Annotated in this window: 16 protein-coding genes; 9 read left to right on the top strand and 7 right to left on the bottom strand. The window is 73.3% G+C overall.

Features of this window, described 5'->3' with window-relative positions:
• Window positions 1-297 precede the first annotated feature (297 nt).
• Window positions 298-1,290: an SCO0930 family lipoprotein gene (locus C6376_RS23785; protein WP_107445288.1), complete on the bottom strand. Its 993-nt coding sequence runs from the start codon at window positions 1,288-1,290 to the stop codon at window positions 298-300.
• A gap of 328 nt (window positions 1,291-1,618) precedes the next feature.
• On the opposite strand from C6376_RS23785, the gene C6376_RS46175 reads away from it, so the two are divergent.
• The 3 genes from C6376_RS46175 to C6376_RS23770 all read left to right on the top strand — a co-directional run bounded on the left by C6376_RS46175 (window position 1,619) and on the right by C6376_RS23770 (window position 3,751).
• A complete protein-coding gene (locus tag C6376_RS46175; protein WP_107449138.1) occupies window positions 1,619-2,194 on the top strand; it encodes a hypothetical protein in 576 nt (191 codons plus the stop codon).
• 22 nt (window positions 2,195-2,216) lie between these two features.
• The gene (locus C6376_RS23775; RefSeq protein ID WP_107445287.1) at window positions 2,217-2,981 is read left to right on the top strand and encodes a DUF4239 domain-containing protein; all 765 of its coding nucleotides are present in this window, start codon (window positions 2,217-2,219) and stop codon (window positions 2,979-2,981) included.
• Window positions 2,982-3,220: 239 nt separating this feature from the next.
• Window positions 3,221-3,751: a hypothetical protein gene (locus C6376_RS23770; RefSeq protein WP_107445286.1), complete on the top strand. Its 531-nt coding sequence runs from the start codon at window positions 3,221-3,223 to the stop codon at window positions 3,749-3,751.
• A gap of 98 nt (window positions 3,752-3,849) precedes the next feature.
• Here C6376_RS23770 and C6376_RS23765 read toward each other — a convergent pair whose 3' ends face one another.
• Window positions 3,850-4,356 carry a hypothetical protein gene (locus C6376_RS23765; protein ID WP_173985711.1) on the bottom strand — a complete coding sequence of 169 codons (507 nt, stop codon included), beginning with the start codon at window positions 4,354-4,356 and terminating at the stop codon, window positions 3,850-3,852.
• A gap of 333 nt (window positions 4,357-4,689) precedes the next feature.
• On the opposite strand from C6376_RS23765, the gene C6376_RS23760 reads away from it, so the two are divergent.
• Window positions 4,690-5,361, top strand: a complete 672-nt coding sequence (locus C6376_RS23760) for a class F sortase (protein WP_107445284.1) — start codon at window positions 4,690-4,692, stop codon at window positions 5,359-5,361.
• Window positions 5,362-5,389: 28 nt separating this feature from the next.
• Here C6376_RS23760 and C6376_RS23755 read toward each other — a convergent pair whose 3' ends face one another.
• Window positions 5,390-6,229, bottom strand: coding sequence for a polysaccharide deacetylase family protein (locus C6376_RS23755; protein ID WP_107445283.1), 840 nt, complete (start codon window positions 6,227-6,229; stop codon window positions 5,390-5,392).
• 120 nt (window positions 6,230-6,349) lie between these two features.
• Window positions 6,350-9,682, bottom strand: coding sequence for a bifunctional lysylphosphatidylglycerol synthetase/lysine--tRNA ligase LysX (lysX, locus tag C6376_RS23750; protein WP_107445282.1), 3,333 nt, complete (start codon window positions 9,680-9,682; stop codon window positions 6,350-6,352).
• A gap of 119 nt (window positions 9,683-9,801) precedes the next feature.
• Between lysX and C6376_RS23745 the strand changes: the two genes are divergently transcribed.
• Window positions 9,802-10,275 (top strand): universal stress protein, encoded by a 474-nt coding sequence (locus C6376_RS23745; RefSeq protein WP_107445281.1) that lies wholly within the window; start codon window positions 9,802-9,804, stop codon window positions 10,273-10,275.
• Window positions 10,276-10,439: 164 nt separating this feature from the next.
• On the opposite strand, the gene C6376_RS23740 is transcribed toward C6376_RS23745, so the two are convergent.
• Window positions 10,440-11,591: a CapA family protein gene (locus C6376_RS23740; RefSeq protein WP_107445280.1), complete on the bottom strand. Its 1,152-nt coding sequence runs from the start codon at window positions 11,589-11,591 to the stop codon at window positions 10,440-10,442.
• A gap of 222 nt (window positions 11,592-11,813) precedes the next feature.
• Between C6376_RS23740 and C6376_RS23735 the strand changes: the two genes are divergently transcribed.
• From C6376_RS23735 to C6376_RS23720, 4 genes are all read left to right on the top strand, one after another.
• Window positions 11,814-12,362: a sigma-70 family RNA polymerase sigma factor gene (locus C6376_RS23735; protein WP_107445279.1), complete on the top strand. Its 549-nt coding sequence runs from the start codon at window positions 11,814-11,816 to the stop codon at window positions 12,360-12,362.
• Window positions 12,363-12,519: 157 nt separating this feature from the next.
• Window positions 12,520-13,035, top strand: coding sequence for a hypothetical protein (locus C6376_RS23730; RefSeq protein ID WP_107445278.1), 516 nt, complete (start codon window positions 12,520-12,522; stop codon window positions 13,033-13,035).
• Window positions 13,036-13,176: 141 nt separating this feature from the next.
• The gene (locus C6376_RS23725; RefSeq protein ID WP_107445277.1) at window positions 13,177-13,845 is read left to right on the top strand and encodes a zf-HC2 domain-containing protein; all 669 of its coding nucleotides are present in this window, start codon (window positions 13,177-13,179) and stop codon (window positions 13,843-13,845) included.
• A 158-nt stretch (window positions 13,846-14,003) separates the two neighbouring features.
• Complete coding sequence (locus tag C6376_RS23720; protein ID WP_159083237.1) at window positions 14,004-14,780, top strand: DUF4184 family protein; 777 nt, start codon at window positions 14,004-14,006, stop codon at window positions 14,778-14,780.
• A 52-nt stretch (window positions 14,781-14,832) separates the two neighbouring features.
• On the opposite strand, the gene C6376_RS23715 is transcribed toward C6376_RS23720, so the two are convergent.
• Window positions 14,833-15,696 (bottom strand): Fpg/Nei family DNA glycosylase, encoded by an 864-nt coding sequence (locus C6376_RS23715; protein WP_107445275.1) that lies wholly within the window; start codon window positions 15,694-15,696, stop codon window positions 14,833-14,835.
• A 22-nt stretch (window positions 15,697-15,718) separates the two neighbouring features.
• On the bottom strand, window positions 15,719-17,806 hold the full coding sequence (locus tag C6376_RS23710; RefSeq protein WP_107445274.1) for a SpoIIE family protein phosphatase: 2,088 nt from the start codon (window positions 17,804-17,806) through the stop codon (window positions 15,719-15,721).
• Window positions 17,807-17,821 lie beyond the last annotated feature (15 nt).

The raw sequence follows: 17,821 nt of genomic DNA, 5'->3' as shown, positions 1-17,821 counted from the left end.
TTCGAGCTGAGGCTACTGATCGCCCGCCAAACGGGCGAGGGGAAACGGAAATTGACCGTCCGTTCCCGGTCACTGCCTCCGGCACGTGCCGGAACGACGACCCCCGCGGTGCTACGAAATGTGTCCGGGCCGCTCCGGAGCGTTCCGGAAGCGGCCCGAAGGGCGGGCGAATTCTACGCACAGGAGACGGGGGCCCGACAAGCACAGCGGTCCGCCCCCTCCGTGCGGCGCGGAGGGGGCGGACCAACGGGTCGTGCGCGAGGGGCGGCTGCGGGAACCGGCCCTGGGGAGGCGTTCCTACTGCCCCGGCGCTCCGACCAGCTTTCCGTCGGGCGCGACGGCGTACCACGTGCCGCCCACGCCCTGACCGTTGATGTCGCCGGGGGACTTGTCACCGGAGAAGGTGTAGATCGGCGAGCAGTTGACCGTCTGCTGCTTGACGCCGTCACCCCGGGTGAAGCTCATCAGGCCCTTCTTCTGGACGCCCTTGGTGTCGTTCGGTTCGACCGGCGCCACCGCCGGCCACTTCTCCAGGCACGCGCCGTTGCAGTTCGACACCGGCTTGGGCCACGCCTTGTCCTTGAGGAACCGGTAGACGGTCATGCCGTTCTTGTCGACGACGATGTCGCCGAGGTTGGGGTCCTTGCGGACGGACAGCCCGGCCAGGGCCGCGTCGCCGCCACCGCCCCCGGCACCGGCGCCGCCGCCCTTGGCCTTCTTGCCCTCGGGGGTCAGCGCGAACCACTTGTTGCCCACGCCCTGACCGGTGGTGTCGCCGGGGTTGGCGTCCTTGGCGTAGTAGTAGGCGGGCCAGCCGCCCACGGTGAGCTGCTTGCTGCCGTCGGACCGGGTGATCTCGCCGAGCAGCGACTTGTCGATGCCGTCGCCGGCGCTCGCGTCGTCGGCGGACACCGGCGGCCAGGCGGTCGCGCAGTCGCCGTCGCAGTTCGACTTCGGGGGCTCCGCGGTGTCCGCGTCGAAGCGGTAGAGGGTCTTGCCGGTGCCGTCCGTGAGGATCTTGCCCAGTTCCGGGTTCGCGGCGACGGCCAGTTCGCCCGCGTTTCCGCCCTGCGCTCCGGTGCCCGAACCGACACCGCCGGGCGCCGGGCTCGCGCTGGCGCCGACCTGCCCGTAACCGCTGCCGACGCCCCCGATGCCACCGGCCGGGGCCGTGGCCCCGACGTTCTGGCTCGACGCTGACGTGCCGCTTTCCGATCCGCACGCCGTCGTCAGCGCCAGTACGGCCACGGTGCCAGCCGCGAGTGAGGCGCTCCGCCAGGTGGTCTTCATCGTCAACAACTCCCCGATCGTCCCAAGGTGTTGCGGCGCCCTGCTGCGCCACCGCACGACACTGGGTACGCATGCGGACGTCCGTTGTGTTCAATCGCGGCACGAATTTCTTTCCACGACCTCTGACGCGCGCCGCCCCGACCGCGCACGGCGGCCCCGGGACCGGCCGCCCCCACCGGCCCGGACCGTGCCGATCGCACAGACGGACGACGGGCCGCATAAGCGAACGCACCACCCGGCAAACCCGGGGAACCGCGCTTCCCCCGTTCGGGGCAATCCCCGCCGGGCAAGGACCTCGGCCGCCGCACGAGGCCGCATGATCTCCGTCGTGCATGGACCCGAACCGACCCGATCCGCCCTCGTCACACGAGGTCTGGCCCTGGTGACCGCGGTCTGGATCCTCGCGGCCGTCCCGGCCGGCGTGGCGACGGCCGACGCGTGCGCGTACGCCTCGACGGGCCCGGACGGCACCGAGGCGGTCGCCGTCGCGGGGAGTCACGGGTGGGAGGGCTCCCCGGTGTGCCCGCGGCCCACCCCGCCGCCGGAGCCGCCGCAGCCGGAACCGCCCGAACCGACGCCCACCCCGCCCAGGCCCCCGAAGCCACCGCCCCCCGCGCCCCGGCCGCCGGCGCCGAAGCCTCGCCCGAAACCGCCGGCGCCCGCGCCGCCGCGCCGCGCCGCGCCGATTCCGCGGCCGGCCCCCACACCCCCGCCGGCCCCCACACCGGCCCGCACGCAGGAGCCGACGCCCGCCCCGCGTCCCTCGGCGGCTCCGGTGACCTATCCCGCCTACCACGCGAAGGCGCGTCAGCGACCCGCCCGCGGGGGCCAGTCGCCGGTCACCTACGTCCTGCTCGTCACCGTGCCCGCGCTGATCGCCGTCGCCGCGCTGCGACCGCGCTGAATGCCGATCCTGGAGGCTTTCCTTGCCGGAATGGCTTGTTCTCACCCTCGCGATGCTCGCCGCCTGCGCGGTGGTGGTCGTCATCACCCTTGTACGGCACCGCAGGGCGCCCGAGGACGAGGACCCCTCGGAGACCCCGGACGTCATCGAGTACATGACGATGTGGATCGGCGTGGTGTACGCCATCGTCCTCGGTCTGGCCATCGCCGGCGTCTGGGAGGCGCGCAGTGTCGCCCAGGACCACGTGCAGGCCGAGGCGCAGGCGCTGCACGAGATCTCCGAGCGGGTGCGCGTCTACCCGGCGGACGTGCGTGACCGTATTCGAGTCGATGTCAACGCCTATGTCGGACACGTCGTCACCACGGAATGGAAGGAGATGGCCGACGGCGGTGACGTGAGCGGGCGTGGCGACGAGCTCCTCCACCAGGTCCGGGTGGACGTCACCGACTACCGGCCGGCCTCCGACTTCCAGGCGCAGGCCTACCAGCCCCTGCTCGACCAGCTGGCCGCGGCCGACCAGGCACGCAACGCCCGCGCCGAGTCGACGGGGGCGACGATGCCCGGCGTGGTGTGGTTCGGGCTGCTGACGGGGGCCGTCATCACCATCGGCATGGTGTTCGCGCTGCAGATCCGGCGCACCACCCGCGAGCTGGTCCTGGCCGGGCTGTTCTCCGCGCTCATCGCCTTCCTGCTCTTCCTCATCTGGGACTTCGACGCGCCGTACAGCCGCGGTGTCACCGCGTCGTCGGAACCGTTCCTCCGTCTGTTCCCGGGAATCGGGAGCTGAGGCTCTCGGGCCGACGCCCGCCCTCCGCCACGTCGACGCGCCCGAGGGCGGCCGCCACGCCGCCACAGTCCCCCGGTTGCAGGAACGGCGTCCCCCGAGCGGCCCACACCCGTGCCCCATTCGCACGACAGCGATCGCGGGAGCGCACACGTGTTCCTAGCGTTTCGGTCATCGAGGTGCATTGTCGGAGAAAGCGGAAACAGGTCCGCGGCTGCTCCTCGGGGACCGGAGGATCCACCATGCGCGCGATACGCGTCGCTTCGGCCGCACTGCTGGGCGTCACGGCCCTGACCTGCTTCGCACCGGCCGCCGTCGCGGGCGACGACGACAACCACTACGTCATGTCCAACGGCTACCGGGTGCTGCCCTCGACGGTCGCCGCCGGCGGCGAGGTCGTCCTCCAGGTCGACCGCGTCACCAGCGGCTGCCGGAGCTCCGTGACCGTCACCTCGGGGGTGTTCGACGCCGTCGTCATCCGGAAGGGCTCCGCGTCGGCGGTGGCACAGGTCGACCGGGACGCCGAGCCGGGCGCCTCGTACCGGGTGACGTTCAGCTGCGGCGGCGTCAGCGCCGTCAAGGAACTGACGATCGCCGCCGTCCGCCCGGATCCGGTGCGCCCCCAGCCGCCCCGGGGTGTGCACGCCGGTGAGGGCGGCAGTTCCGCCGGGTTCGACCTGAAGGAGATCGGGCTGGGCACGGCGCTCATCGCGGGCTCCGTCGGCGCCGCCTACCGCGTCGCGCGGCGCCGCGCGGGCGAGGACGGCGGCTGACGACTCGGCCGCGCACGGGACTTCGCCCCGGCTCCCAGCAGGTCCGGGGCGAAGTCCGGTGTCACGAGCGGTCCGCGGTCCCCGCGCAGGTGCGGACGTCAGATGCGGCGCTCGGCGCGGCGCCGCATCCAGAACAGCCCGCCGCCGACCACCGCCGCGGCGACGAGGCCGCCGCCGATCGCGACGTCGGTCGGGGTGGCGCCGCTGGTGCTGCTGCCGCCGAGGCCGCCGCGGACACCGCCGATGACGGTGAAGGCCGCCGGGCGGGTCAGGGTACGGCCCGAGCAGTTGACGGTGACGTCGTAGGCGCCGGGGCGGGCGGTCTCGTTGACGGTGGCGGTGCCCCTGGCGGTCTGGTTGGCGCCGGTGATCGGCGTCAGCTGGGCCTGCGGGAACGCGGCCGAGGTCACGGTTCCGCCGCCGGGGCAGCCGTCGACGGAGATCGTGAGCTGGCCGCCGCGGGCGATGACGGCGGGCAGGACGACGATGTTGCTGGGGTTGGCGCCCATGCCGTCCCGGGCGACAGCGGCCGGGGCGGTGAGAGCGAGGGCGGCGACCGCGGCGGCGGAGACCGCCGAGGCCGCCAGAGCACGAGTGGTACGCATGTGATCCTCCGCGGAAGGCGCCCCGGGTCCCGTCCCCGGCATGTCGGCGAGAAAGCGCCTCCCGGACCGACCCTCGGATGCCGTGCGGGCGCCCGCATTTCGGGAATGGTCCGTCCTGGTGAGCGGACACGCCGGGCGGCATCCGCACAATCGGATATCACCGCAGGTCACAGACCGTCAGAAAATATCTGCCGCCGTCAACTCGGATGGCGCACCGGACGAAGCCGGGGCCACCCGTTCGCCATTGCCCCGTCGCCGGTTTCCGTCACGGCGCTTAGCGTTCTCGTATGCGCGAAAGGACGCGGCGACGGCCGTGTCGAAAGGGGATGGCGAATGTCTGCGTACGAGCTGTCCGAGGTGGCCGAAGAGGAGGAGCGGCGGAGGAAGCGCGCACCCTGGGGCGTGATAGCGCTTGTTCTGCTGACCGGTCTCGCGCTCATCCGGAACGGGTCGGGAGAGTTCGACATCGGCCCGCCGCAGCCGGCCGCGGCTGCGGCCGCGGACGGCCGGACCGCCGGCGGCGTCTTCGGACGGACCGCGGCGGCCCTGCCCTACGCCGAGCCTGACCGGGTGCGGATTCCCGCCATCCGGGTCGACGCGCCGGTCATGGCGGTCGGTCTCGACACGGACGGCTGGGTGGGAGCGCCGCCGCCGGAGGACCCGAACCTGGCCGGCTGGTTCACGGGCGGTGTCTCACCGGGCGAGAAGGGGACGGCGGTCGTCGTCGGCCATGTCGACAACAAACTCGGCCCCGCCGTCTTCTACGGCCTCGGCGCACTGAAAAAGGGAAACCGCGTCGAGGTGTCGCGCAAGGACGGCAAGACCGCGGTGTTCGATATCTACGGCATCGAGGTGTTCGCGAAGAACAACTTCCCCGGCGACCGCGTCTACGCCTCCAAGGGATCGCCGGAACTGCGGGTCATCACCTGCGGCGGCGGATTCTCCAAGGCGAACGGATACGACGGAAACGTCGTCGCCTTCGCCCGCCTGGTCGAGGTCCGCTGAGCGGACGCCGACCGGGCGGGCGCCCGTGTCAGGCGCGCTGTGTGTGCGGCAGCGTGAGGTGGTAGCCGGAGTCCAGAAGCCGCGGCAGATATCTGCGCAGCGCCCGCACACTCTGGCTGCGGTCGCCCCCGGCGTCGTGCGAGAGCACCACGACGCCGGGGGCGGCGCCCTTCTCGACCCGGTCGACGATCACGCCGGGGCCGGGGGTCGTCCAGTCGAGGGTGTCGACCGTCCAGGCGAGCGGTTCCATGCCCAGTTCGGCGCCGAGCTGGAAGGCGGCGCGGTTCCACGCGCCGTAGGGGGCGCGGAACCAGCGGGGCCGCTCCCCGTAGCCCTCCTCGATGACGTCGCTGGTGCGGGACATCTCGGAGCGGATCTGACCGCGGGTCAGCCTGGTGAGCAGGGGATGGGACCAGGTGTGGTTGCCGACGACGTGGCCCTCGTCGGCCATCCGGGCCAGCAGGTCCTGGTTGTCGGCGGCCATCTGCCCGCACACGAAGAACGTCGCGCGCACGTCGTACTCGGCCAGCGTGTCGAGGATGCCGGGGGTGTAGTGGGGGTCGGGTCCGTCGTCGAAGGTCAGCACCATGGTGCGGCCGCGGCCGGTCATCCGCAGCAGTGGCTCGTGGCGCACCGGGGTGCGGGCGGGTGCGGCGCGCGGGGGGCCGTAGCCGGTCAGCGGCTGGAGGCGGTAGGCGGAGGGTTTCAGCGGGAGGCTGCGCGCCGGCGCGCCCGAGGCGGGGACGGCGCCACTGACCGGCTCACCCTTGCCGCCCCATGCGAACACCCCGGCCGTGCCGACCGCTCCGACGGCGGCGGCGCCGGCGAGCAACGCGCGGCGGCGCGTGAACAACTGCTCCTTCTTCATGCAGTCATCAGTCGCCCGACCGGCCCCCGGCGCACCCTGCCGACACCGGACCGGCGGCATGATTCCACCCGCCCGGCGCAGCGCGGCGCCGCCGGTGCCGCGCCGTGTGCCGCCGGCCGCTCAGCGGTGCCGCACCAGCGGGAACGGCAGGGTCTCGCGGATGGTGAGCCCGGTGAGGAACATGACCAGGCGGTCGACGCCGATACCGAGGCCGCCGGTCGGCGGCATCGCGTACTCGAGGGCGTCGAGGAAGTCCTCGTCGAGTTCCATCGCCTCCGGGTCGCCGCCGGCGGCCAGCAGGGACTGCTCGGTCAGCCGTCGGCGCTGCTCGACGGGGTCGGTCAACTCCGAGTAGGCCGTGCCGAGTTCGGTGCCGAAGGCGACGAGGTCCCAGCGTTCGGCGAGACGCGGGTCGCGTCGGTGCTGCCGGGTGAGCGGGGAGACGTCGGTGGGGAAGTCCTTGTAGAAGGTCGGCAGCAGGGTTTTCTCCTCGACGAGCCGCTCGTACATCTCCAGGACGACGTCGCCCCGGCCGTCGTCCGGCGTGTACGGGACGCCTGCGCGGTCGCAGTGCCGCAGCAGGACCGCCAGGTCCGTGTCGGCGTCGATCTCCTCGCCGAGCGCCTCGGAGATCGCGCCGTGGACCGTCCTGACCGGCCACTCCCCCGAGATGTCGTGCTCGCGCCCGTCCCTGTGGACGACCGGTGAGCCGAAGGCGGCGGTGGCCGCGCCCTGGATCAGCTCGCGGGCCAGGTGGAGCATCTCGTCGTAGTCGGCGTACGCCTGGTAGGCCTCGAGCATCGTGAACTCGGGGTTGTGCTTGTAGGAGACGCCCTCGTTGCGGAAGGTGCGGCCCATCTCGAAGACCTTCTCCAGGCCGCCGACGCACAGCCGCTTCAGATACAGCTCGGGGGCGATGCGCAGGTACAGGTCGAGGTCGTAGGCGTTGATGTGGGTGGTGAAGGGCCGGGCGTTGGCGCCGCCGTGGATCTGCTGGAGCATGGGCGTCTCGACCTCGAGGTAGCCGCGCTGCAGCAGCCCCTGGCGCAGCGCCTGGACGGCGGTCGAGCGGGCGCGGACGACGTCGCGCGCGGCGGGGCCGGCCACCAGGTCCAGATGGCGCATGCGGACCTTGGCCTCGGGGTCGGTCAGGCCGCGGCGCTTGTCGGGCAGGGGGCGCAGGCATTTGGCGGTGAGCTGCCAGGCCGTCACGAAGACGGTCGGCTCGCCCTTGTCGCTGACGCCTGCCGTGCCGGTGACGGCGAGGTGGTCGCCGAGGTCGGTGTCGGCCCGGAAGGAGCCGAGGGAGCCCCCGCAGCGGCCGGCGGCCGCGGAACCCGAGGCGTTCTCGGCGCCGAGTGCGTCACGGGTGAGGGCCAGTTGCCGGTCGCCCGACCAGTCGCGCAGGGTCACGAAGACGATGCCGCCGAAGTCGCGTACGCGCATGATCCGGCCGGCGACGGTGACCGTCTCGCCGGTGCCGGCGAGGGCGCGGACCTCGGCGAGGGTGTGGGTGCGCGCCGGGACGCCGACCGGGTAGGGGTCGGCGCCCCGGGCACGCAGCCGGTCGAGGGTGCGGCGCCGGACGCGGACCTGGTCGGGCAGGCCCGCGTCCGGACCGCTCTCCCCGGCCTCGTCCCCTCCGTCGAGGCCGAGCGCCGCCAGCGACGGCAGGCCCTCGGTCGTGGCGGGGCGGGGCCCGCCCGTCGGGTGCCGCTTGCCCCAGAGCTTGCGCAGGGAGGGCACGGAGACGAAGCCCTCGGCGATGCCGGAGGCCAGGCCGACCCGGGCCAGCGAGCCGGCGTCGCCGTAGCACAGGAAGCGGGGGTACCACTCGGGCCGGTACTTGGCGTTGGAGCGGTAGAGCGCCTCCAGTTGCCACCACTTGGAGAAGAACAGCAGCAGTCGGCGCCAGAGCCGCAGGACCGGTCCGGCGCCGATGCGGGCGCCCTCCTCGAAGGCCGCGCGGAAGACGGCGAAGTTCAGCGAGATCCGGCGCACGCCGAGCTTGGGGGCGGCGGCGCACAGGTCGGCGACCATGAACTCCATGACGCCGTTGGGGGCCGAGCGGTCGCGGCGCATCAGGTCCAGGGAGACGCCGTCGGCGCCCCAGGGGACGAAGGAGAGCAGCGCCAGGAGGCGGCCGCCGCCGTCCAGGGCCTCGACGAGGAGGCAGTCGGCGTCGGCCGGGTCGCCGAGGCGGTCCAGGGCCATCGAGAAGCCGCGTTCGGTCTCGGTGTCGCGCCAGGCGTCGGCGCGGTCGACCACCTCCTCCATCTCCTGGTCGGTGAGGGCCGAGTGGCGGCGGACGCGGCAGGTGGCGCCGGTGCGGCGGACCCGGTTGACGGCCTGCCGGGTGACCCGCATCTCGCGGCCGCCGAGGTCGAAGGAGGCGACGTGCAGGATGGCCTCGTCGCCGAGTTGCAGTGCTCCGAGCCCGGCGCGCGCGAAGGCCTTGGCGCCGTCCTCCGAGGCGCCCATGACCGCGGGCGCCCAGGCGTGCCGGCGGGCCGCGTCCAACCAGGCGGCGATGGCGTGCGGCCAGGCCTCGCGGTCGCCGACGGGGTCACCGCTGGCCAGGCAGACGCCGGCCTCGACCCGGTAGGTGACGGCGGCCTTGCCGCTGGGCGAGAACACGACGGCCTTGTCGCGCCGGGTGGCGAAGTAGCCCAGCGAGTCCTGTTCGCCGTACGCCGTCAGCAGGGCGCGGATACGGGTCTCCTCGTCGTCGTGCAGGGCCGCTTCCATGCGTTGCGAGCGGAACAGCACGGCGGCGGCGTTGAGCAGGGCGAGGGCGCCGAAGAGGCCGAGCAGGAAGAACAGGGCGCGGGGCGGGCGGCCGTCGAAGGAGCCGGCGGAGACCAGGCCGCCCAGCACCCGGTTGGCGGCCCAGCCGAGGCGCTGGCCGGCCGGGAGGGTGCCGGGGAACGCCTCCACCAGGCCCCAGCCGGCGAGGATGGCGAGACCGAGCCCCACGGACAGCACGGCGAGCGCCCGGCGGAGCGCCGCCCGGCGGGAGGCGGCGTAGAACTCGCGGCGGGCGAGCACGAGCAGGGCCAGCGCGAGCGCGCAGACCACCAGGGACGGAACCGACTGCGCGTACAGGCCGACGGCCACGCCGAGGACGTCGGTGAGGACGAGCAGCCCCAGGTAGACGACGACCAGCCACCAGGCGACCTTCTTGCGGGCGGCGGTCGCGGCGGCCAGCAGGAAGAGGAAGACGGCGTAGGCCAGGTTGGCGCTGACCGGGACGATGAGCAGGTCCAGGAAGCGGACGACCGGGCGCAGCAGGCGGCGCAGCGGCGGGATCAGGGACAGCAGGACGCACAGCAGGCCGAGGGCGCCGAGGAAGGCCGCGAACGCCTCGGGGACCCGGGTGAGGAGGCGGCCGGCCGGACGCCGGGCGGGGCCCTTGGTGCGGTCGGCCGCGGCGCGCTCCACGGTGGCACTCATGTTCCGACTGTAGGAACACCTGGGCGGGGCCGCCCGTCGGACGGCGACCGCCACCGCGACGGAACACCGTACGGCCGCCCGGCACCGGCGGAACCCTGGGCTTCCGATAGCCTCGGGCCGTGACGGAACAACACGCGCAGCAGCCCGCGCACCAGTTCGAGCGAGGTACCGACGGCCCCAAGGTCGTCCTCGTCGGCGTGGACGGATCGGACTCCTCGCTGCGGGCGGCGGCCTACGCCGGCGGGCTGGCCCGTCGCCAGCACGCGCTGCTCGCCGTGGTGTACGTGCAGCCGGTGATGACGGCGGGCGCCGCGCTGGGCGTGCCGGTCGCGGAGACGACCGACGCCGTCGCCGAGGACCTGGTCGCCCAGATCCGCGAGGCCACCGAGCAAACCCGGGGGATATTCGACGTGCGCTGGGAGTTCCACACCTTCCGCGGCGATCCCTACAGCGGCCTGGCGAAGGCGGCGGACCGGCTGAAGGCGGACGCGGTGGTGGTGGGCGCCTCCGAGCAGGCCGGGCACCGGATCGTGGGTTCGGTCGCGGTGCGGCTGGTGAAGGCGGGACGGTGGCCGGTGACGGTCGTGCCGTGACCCGCCGCCACGGTCCGGCCGGGTTCACCGGCGTTCCCGGCGGGTGACCCCGGGCTCCGCACCGATGACCGGGGGTGCCGGCCCGTGACCGCCGGGCCCGCCCGCCGTGGCCGCCGGGCCCGGTCCGTCGGCGCCCGATCGGAGGGCGCCGACCGCCGGCCCCGCTACCTCCCCATCACCAGCCCGTCCTCGGCCGCGCCCCTGCTGAGGACGACGTCCTTGATCCGGTCGCGCACCCCCTGGACGCCGGCGCCCTGGGCGAGGGCCTTGTTCAGGTCGACGACCCGTCCCGCGTCGAGGTCGAACATCTGGGGCACGAACTCTGCCCTGCGCACCTCCCAGCGGCCCCCGGCCCGGGCGGGCGGGGCGAAGGTGAAGCGGGCGACGGTGGACTGGTTGCCGCGCGCGTCCTGGGCGCCCTGGTGGTTGGACATCTCGCCGGCGATCTGGTCGCCCATGCCGTAGACGACCCAGGTGCCGTTGACCTTCTCGTAGGCCTGGGGGACGTGGGCGTGGGTCCCGAGGATCAGGTCGATGTCGGGGCGGCCGTCGGTTCGGGAGGCGGTGAGCGTGCGGGCGAGGGTGAGCTGACGGTCGTCCGGGGCGTCCTGCCATTCGGTGCCCCAGTGCAGGGAGACGACCACCACGTCCGCGCCCGCCTTCCGGGCGACCTTGGCGTCGGCGAGGATGCGGTTCTCGTCGATGACGTTGACGGTCCATGGCTGCCCGGGCGGGAGGGGGTAGCCGTTGGTGTCGTAGGTGTAGGCGAGGTGGGCGACGCGCGCCGGGCCGGCGTGCAGCAGGGTGACCGCGTTGCCCTCGGCCTCGGTGCGCGCGGTGCCGGCGTGCCGCACTCCGGCTGCGTCGAGCGCGTCCAGGGTGCGCTGCACGCCGGCTGCTCCGTCGTCGAGGCTGTGGTTGGAGGCGGTGGAGCAGCCGTCGTAACCGGTGGCGGAGAGGGCGGCGGCGATCTCGGGAGGGGACTTGAAGGCGGGGTAGCCGGTGTAGTCGCCGTTCGCGCCGTACACCGTCTCCATGTGGCACAGGGCCAGGTCGGCGCGGGAGACCACGGGTGCGATCCCCGCGAGCATGGGGCGGAAGTCGTAGGCGACGCCGCCGCCGTCGAAGCGGGCGCGGTCGATGACGGTGGTGTGCGGAAGGATGTCGCCCGAGGCCACGAGGGTGAAGCCGCGGGCGCCGGCGGGCGCCGGGCGTCCGGGCCGTTCTCCCGGCCGGTGGTCCCGGGCCTGGCAGGCGGCGGCCGCGGCGAGAACGACGGTCAGGGCCAGGGCCACCTGATGTCTGCGCGCGATCACCGGACCACCCTCCGTTCGATCAAATTGTCATATTTACGCATGTATCACTACTAGTCGATCCGGGACGGCCGACCGGGGCGGCACTCCCTTCGTCCACGGGCGATGCCGCGATCGGCGTAGCCGGGACCGTTCGTCGAACCGTTCGTCGACGCGATCGACCGTCCGCCGCAGACCCCTGTGCGCGCCCTGTCTTGAACCGGCCCCTTGCGATGCCATACGCCCATGACCGCCACCGCCGCCCTCAACACCCGGACGACGACCGCCGAACACGAACTCGCCGCGCTCCAGCGCGAGCACGGCCGGCCGCTCTTCGCGCTGCTGCTGCGGCTGTGCGACGGCGACCGCCAGCGCGCCGAGGACCTCGTCCAGGAGACCCTGGTCCGCGCCTGGCAGCATCCCGAGGCGCTGCGCGCCGACGCCTTCGACTCCGTGCGGCCCTGGCTGCTCACCGTCGGCCGACGGCTCGCGATCGACGCACGGCGGGCCCGCCAGGCCCGGCCCGCCGAGGTCGGCGACGCGGTGCTGGAGAACGCGCCGGTCTGCGCCGACCACGCCGAGCGGGCGGCCGCGACCCTCGATGTGCGCGAGGCTGTGAAGACTCTCACTCCGGAGCACCGTGAAGTCCTGGTGCTGGTGTATTTCCGAGGGGCGAGTGTGGCGGAGGCCGCCGAAACGCTCGGCATTCCGCCCGGTACCGTGAAGTCCCGCGCGTACTACGCGCTGCGCGCCCTGCGCCGGGTGCTTCCGGGATACGCGGCCGACCTGCGCTGAAACCCACGGTCGGGTCAAGCCTTCGCAAAGCGCCTTGCCGAGAACCCCCGTTGGGTAATCGGGTGTCCTTATCCGGGTTCCGGACGAGTCCGGGAAGTCGGGTCTCCAGCGTCCCGGCGACGGGCGAAGCGCACGCACCGGAGGAAGGCAGGAAGGGATGCTGCACAGAGGGCACCAGAGCACGGACGGCACCGGCGGCGGCGAACTGACCGTCCCCATGGCCTGGTTGTACGCCGAGTACATCGCCGACGAACTTCTGCGGACCGGTGATCTCATGCCGCCGACGTCCTTCGAGTTCCGTGCCGGGCGCGACGCCCTGGCACTGACGATCTTCCTGTCCGACACCGACGGCGAACTGCCCGGCATCCGGGTCGTCACGCAGCTGGAGACCTGGCTTTCGCTCACGGCGTACGACCAGCCGTGGCAGGACTGGGTCGGCGCACGTATGTCACAACTGACGGACGAGGCGTCCGCGGCGGAGGGGCCCGCGCCCGATCTGGAACTCGCCGCCGCGGCCTGGCGCTGGCTGGAGGAGACGGAGCTGCTCGCTCCCGACCTCAACGCGGTGCCGGGCGGCTCCACGGTCGCCGGCGAGGACGACGGACCCAAGGTCTGGACGCCCGCCTGGCAGCTCGGGCTGCCACTCGGCCACCTGGCCATTCATCTTTTCTAGATTCACACCAATCCGCGGGCCGGGCCGCTCCGAACATCTGGGTCACGATTCGGTACGCGGCTTGAGTGATTCGTCTGCCAGGTGCGTACCGGTGGGAGCAACGAGTAACCCCACTGGCACTCAACGGCACGAGGTTTCGGCATGAGGTCCCTGGAAAGGCATCGCGACGTCGGCGCGTACGCGCTCGGCGTGCTGGACGAAGCAGAGGCTTTCCGCTTCGAGGACCACCTCATGGAGTGTCCTCAGTGTGCGGCACAGGTCACCGAGTTCGGCCCCACCGCACGGCAGATGATGCTCTACCGGCGTGCCACCCCGCGCGCCGTGCACCCCTTCGCCGGGCCCGGCCCGCAGCTGCTGGACCGCCTGCTCGCCGAGGTGGCGGCCCGGCACCGGGCGGTCCGCCGGCGCGTGCTGTACGCCGTGGCCGCCTCCGTGGTGGTGGCCCTCGCCGGTCCCGTCATAGCGATGATGGCGGGCGGCGGCAGCGGTGGCGACGACGGCGCGGACGCCGTGCGGCTCACCGCGACGGACGAGAAGTCCGGGGTGTGGGCCCAGGTCACCGCCGAGGACGAGGAGTGGGGCAGCCATGTGCGGCTGGAGGTCAAGGACGGCGCGGGCCCGCGTTCCTGCCGTCTGATCGCCGTCGGTCGCGACGGCTCCGAGCAGACCGTCACCAGCTGGAACGTCCCCCTGCACGACGCCCGCCCCAACACCATGCAGGGTGCGGCGGCCTGGCACCTCGACGAGATCGCCCGCTACGAGCTGCGCACGTCGGGCGGCGAGCACCTGGTGACGCTCCCCACCCAGTGACCGGCCGGAGTGAGTTCAGGTCACTCCGGCCCCGTCTCACCAGTACATGAGAGCCGCTCCGCCGCCGCCCCGGGCGGAGTACGGGCGGACCCGGGCCCCATGCCGGCGCCCCTTGACGAGCCTGACGCCGATGCGGTGAGGACGGCGACAATGGGCCGGTGCCGTTGACGTTCCCTCCCCATGCGGCGGCGGTGATGCCGCTGAAGCTGTCGCGCCCGCGCTGGTTCGACGGGGTCGCGCTCGTGGTCGGATCCGCCGCGCCCGACCTCCCCTACGCGGCGGGCGCCCCGCTGAGAACCTACGGCCACACCTGGACGGGCCTGGTGGTGTGGTGTGTGCCGCTGACCGTGGCGGCGGCCCTGCTGATCCGCCTGAGCGCCCCGGTGACCGCCGCCCACCTGCCGGGGCCCTGGCGCGCGTACGGCGTCCTCGGCGCGGTCCGTCACCCCTGGTACGTGACGGTGTCGTCGGCGTGGCTCGGTGCGGTGACCCACCGCCTGTGGGACGACCTCACGCACGATCAACTGCCGGGCACCACGGTGGGGTTCGCCGCCCTCGGCCACCCCGTGACGGCGGGCGTCCCCTGGTGGGTCGTCCTGCACACGGTGTCGTCGGCGGCCGGACTGGCCGGCTGGATCTGGGCGTCCGTCCATATCGGCCGCCACGGCCTGCTGCACCGCTGGCACGGCGCGCCGCCCCTGGTCGCGCGCCGTCCTGCGCTCTGGTGGACGACCGTGTGCGCCACCGCGGCGGGCGCCACGGCCCTCGCCGTGCTTCTGCCGAGCGGAGACATCCCGATCGTTCTCGGCACCCGGCTGCTCGCCGTCCCCGCGGCGGCCTTCGCCGTCGGCGCCGGCGCCGTCCGTCTCGCCACCCGCCGCCGGTCTCCCGGACCGGCCGGGGCGCCGCCGCAGCCGCGGCCCGGCTCCGTGTGACGGCACGGCCGGCGGGCCCGCCGGCGCGGGGCGGCCGCAACGGGCACGCCCGCTACTTCAGCAGCCGGGACATTCTCCGGTCCGCCAGCGGTCGGCCGCCCGTCTGGCAGGTGGGGCAGTACTGGAGCGAGGAGTCGCTGAAGGAGACCTCCCGGACGGTGTCGCCGCAGACCGGGCATGGTTCGCCGGCCCGGCCGTGGACGCGCAGGCCGCTCTTCTTCTCGGCCTTCAGCCGCCCCGCCGCCACTCCCCGCGAGCGCTCGACCGCCTCCGTGAGCGTCGTGCGCAGGGCCTGGTGGAGGGTGTGGGTCTCCTCCGGCGTCAGGGAGGCCGCCAGCTTGAACGGGGACATCCTCGCGGCGTGCAGGATCTCGTCGCTGTAGGCGTTGCCGACGCCGGCGATCAGGCTCTGGTCGCGCAGGGCGCCCTTGAGCTGACGGCGTTCTCCCGCGAGCAGGGCGGCGAAGCGGGCCTCGTCGAAGTCGGCGGCTAGCGGGTCGGGGCCCAGCCGGGCTACGCCGGGTACCTCCTGCGGATCGCGGACCACGTACACGGCGAGCCGCTTCTGGGTGCCGGCCTCGGTGAGGTCGAACCCCTCGCCGGTCTCCAGCGCGACCCGCAGGGCGAGGGGGCCCTTGCCGGGGCGGGGCGGGCCGTCCGGGAGGCGGTCCTTCCAGTGCAGCCAGCCCGCGCGGGCGAGGTGCGTGACGAGGTGCAGGCCGTCCGCCGTCGTCAGGTCGAGGAACTTGCCGTGCCGGCGCACGGCGGTGACCCGCTGCCCGTCCAGGGCGGTGACGGGCGGGTCGTACGTCTTCAGCACGCTGATCGCGACAGGCAGCACGCGCACGATCTCGTGACCGACCAGATGCTCGGCCAGGAAGTCCTTGAGCGCTTCCACCTCGGGAAGTTCCGGCATACGTCCAGAGTGCCACGCGGGCTCAGTGGTGCTCGTGCACCACGAACTCGCACCAGACGCACTTGCCGCCGCCCCGCGCCTCCACTCCCCAGCCGTCGGTGAGCAGATCCACCAGGAGCAGGCCGCGGCCGGAGACGCCCGACTCGCCGGCGTCACGGCGGCGGGGCAGCGCGCTGGAGGAGTCCTCGACCTCCACCCGAAGCCGTCGGTCGCCGCCGGTCAGCGCGCGCAGGGTGACGATCGCCGCGCCCTCGGTGTGCATGAGGGCGTTGGTGACCAGCTCGTCGGCGACCAGTTCGATCTCGTCGGAGCGGTCCCGGGCCCCCCAGGAGCGGACGGCGGCGCGGATCATGTGCCGGGCCTCGGTGAGGGCCTCCGGGTCGCCGGGCGCCACATGCTGCTGGAGCCGGTTGCCGGACTGCGCGTTGTCCGGACCGCGCCGGCGCAGCAGCAACAGGGCCACGTCGTCGTCCCCGCCGCGTTCCTCGGCGATCTCGATGAGCCGGTCGGCGAGTTCACGTACGTCCTCGGGGCCCGCGGCGATGAAGGCGGCGAGGGTCTGCATGCCGTCGTCGAGGTCGGCGCCGGGCTGTTCCACCAGGCCGTCGGTGCACATCAGCAGCGTGTGCCCGGGATCGAGCTCCACGGTGCCGACCGGGTACCCGAGACTGCCGAACTCGGCGGACAGGCCGAGCGGCAGCCCTCCGGGCACCGGGACGCGCCGGCAGTTCCCGTCCGGGCCGCGCAGCAGGGGCTCGATGTGCCCGGCGCGGACCAGCTGGACGACTCCGGTGGACAGGTCCGCCTCCGCATACAGGCACGTCGCGAAGCGGTCGGTGTCGAGTTCGTGCAGGAAGACGGAGGCCCGGGCCATCACGGCGGCCGGGGTGTGTCCTTCGGCCGCGTAGGCCCTCAGCACGATGCGCAGCTGGCCCATGACGGCGGCCGCGTGCGTGTCGTGGCCCTGGACGTCGCCGATCACCGCGCCGACCCGGCCGCCGGGCAGCGGAATCAGGTCGTACCAGTCGCCGCCGATGTCCCGGCCGTTCGCGCCGCCTATGGTGGCGGCGCGGTAGCGGACGGCCACGTCGGCGCCGCGCACGCTGGGGATGGTGCGCGGGAGCATGGCCTGCTGGAGGCCCTGGGCGATGTCCTTCTCCTGCTCGTAGAACATGGCCCGCTGCAGGCTCTGCGCGATGCTGGAGCCGAGGGCCACGAGGATGTTGCGCTCCTCGGGCGTGAAACCGTGCCGGTCGCTGTAGAGCAGACCCATCGCGCCGATCGGACGGGCCTGCACGATGAGCGGCAGATAGGCCGCCGAGGTGATCCTCAGGTCGGTGAGGTGCGGCCACAGCACGGGGTAGCCGCCGGCGAACTCCTCGGGCGACTCGATGAAGCGGGGGGTGAGGGTCCGCACGACCTCGCTCATCGGATACGGCTCGTCGATCCGGGTGACCAGCGTGCCGGGCACGAAGCTGCCCTCCGGCCCCTCGGCGATCAGCCGGATCCGGCCGGCCTCGACCAGGCCCATGACGAGACTGGTCGCCCCGAGGTGGGTGAGGCCGTGGGTGTCCTTGAGCACGTCGATGACGTCCTGGACGGTGCGGGCGTGCGCGAGGGCCGCCGTGGTGAGCTGGACGACGTTGGTCTGCTCCCGGCGCGCGTCGTCGAGGGCGGCCGCCTCGTGGCGGTCGGCGAGGTCGTGCAGCTCGTCGGTGGCGTCGCGGACGATGCCGACGATCCGGCGAGGCCGGCCGGTGCCGTCACGCCGGATGTGGCCCTGGGTGTGGGTCCAGCGCAGGGTGCCGTCACGCAGCCGCAGGCGGAAGTAGGCGCCGTAGTTCTCGCTGCCGTCCTTGATGGCCTGGGAGACCAGCTCGTCCAGGCGGGTGGCCTCGTTCGGCGGGACGCGCACGGCGAGCGAGGCCGGGTTGCCGTCGTACTCGTCGGGCCGCAGGTCGAAGATCTCGAGCGCCCGGGCGTCCATCTGGCACAGCCCGGAGTCCAGGTCCCAGTCGAAGCCGCCCATGCGATTGAGCGCCAGGATCGGATCCGGGTGGGCGGGCCAGTCGTCCGGGAGTGACAGGGCGCTCGCTCCCCGATCAGCCATGGGCCCACCTTGCCA

This window comes from Streptomyces sp. P3, from assembly GCF_003032475.1.
Classification (GTDB): domain Bacteria; phylum Actinomycetota; class Actinomycetes; order Streptomycetales; family Streptomycetaceae; genus Streptomyces.
This window is presented reverse-complemented; position numbering and strand designations above follow the sequence as displayed.

Bases quoted from the DNA above. Each gene is read 5' to 3' on its own strand.
- C6376_RS23710 (WP_107445274.1), bottom strand. From the start codon at position 17,806: ATGGCTGATCGGGGAGCGAGCGCCCTGTCACTCCCGGACGACTGGCCC.
- C6376_RS23730 (WP_107445278.1), top strand. From the start codon at position 12,520: ATGCTGCACAGAGGGCACCAGAGCACGGACGGCACCGGCGGCGGCGAA.
- C6376_RS23715 (WP_107445275.1), bottom strand. From the start codon at position 15,696: ATGCCGGAACTTCCCGAGGTGGAAGCGCTCAAGGACTTCCTGGCCGAG.
- C6376_RS23725 (WP_107445277.1), top strand. From the start codon at position 13,177: ATGAGGTCCCTGGAAAGGCATCGCGACGTCGGCGCGTACGCGCTCGGC.
- C6376_RS23735 (WP_107445279.1), top strand. From the start codon at position 11,814: ATGACCGCCACCGCCGCCCTCAACACCCGGACGACGACCGCCGAACAC.
- C6376_RS23755 (WP_107445283.1), bottom strand. From the start codon at position 6,229: ATGAAGAAGGAGCAGTTGTTCACGCGCCGCCGCGCGTTGCTCGCCGGC.
- lysX (WP_107445282.1), bottom strand. From the start codon at position 9,682: ATGAGTGCCACCGTGGAGCGCGCCGCGGCCGACCGCACCAAGGGCCCC.
- C6376_RS23760 (WP_107445284.1), top strand. From the start codon at position 4,690: ATGTCTGCGTACGAGCTGTCCGAGGTGGCCGAAGAGGAGGAGCGGCGG.
- C6376_RS23770 (WP_107445286.1), top strand. From the start codon at position 3,221: ATGCGCGCGATACGCGTCGCTTCGGCCGCACTGCTGGGCGTCACGGCC.
- C6376_RS23765 (WP_173985711.1), bottom strand. From the start codon at position 4,356: ATGCGTACCACTCGTGCTCTGGCGGCCTCGGCGGTCTCCGCCGCCGCG.
- C6376_RS23785 (WP_107445288.1), bottom strand. From the start codon at position 1,290: ATGAAGACCACCTGGCGGAGCGCCTCACTCGCGGCTGGCACCGTGGCC.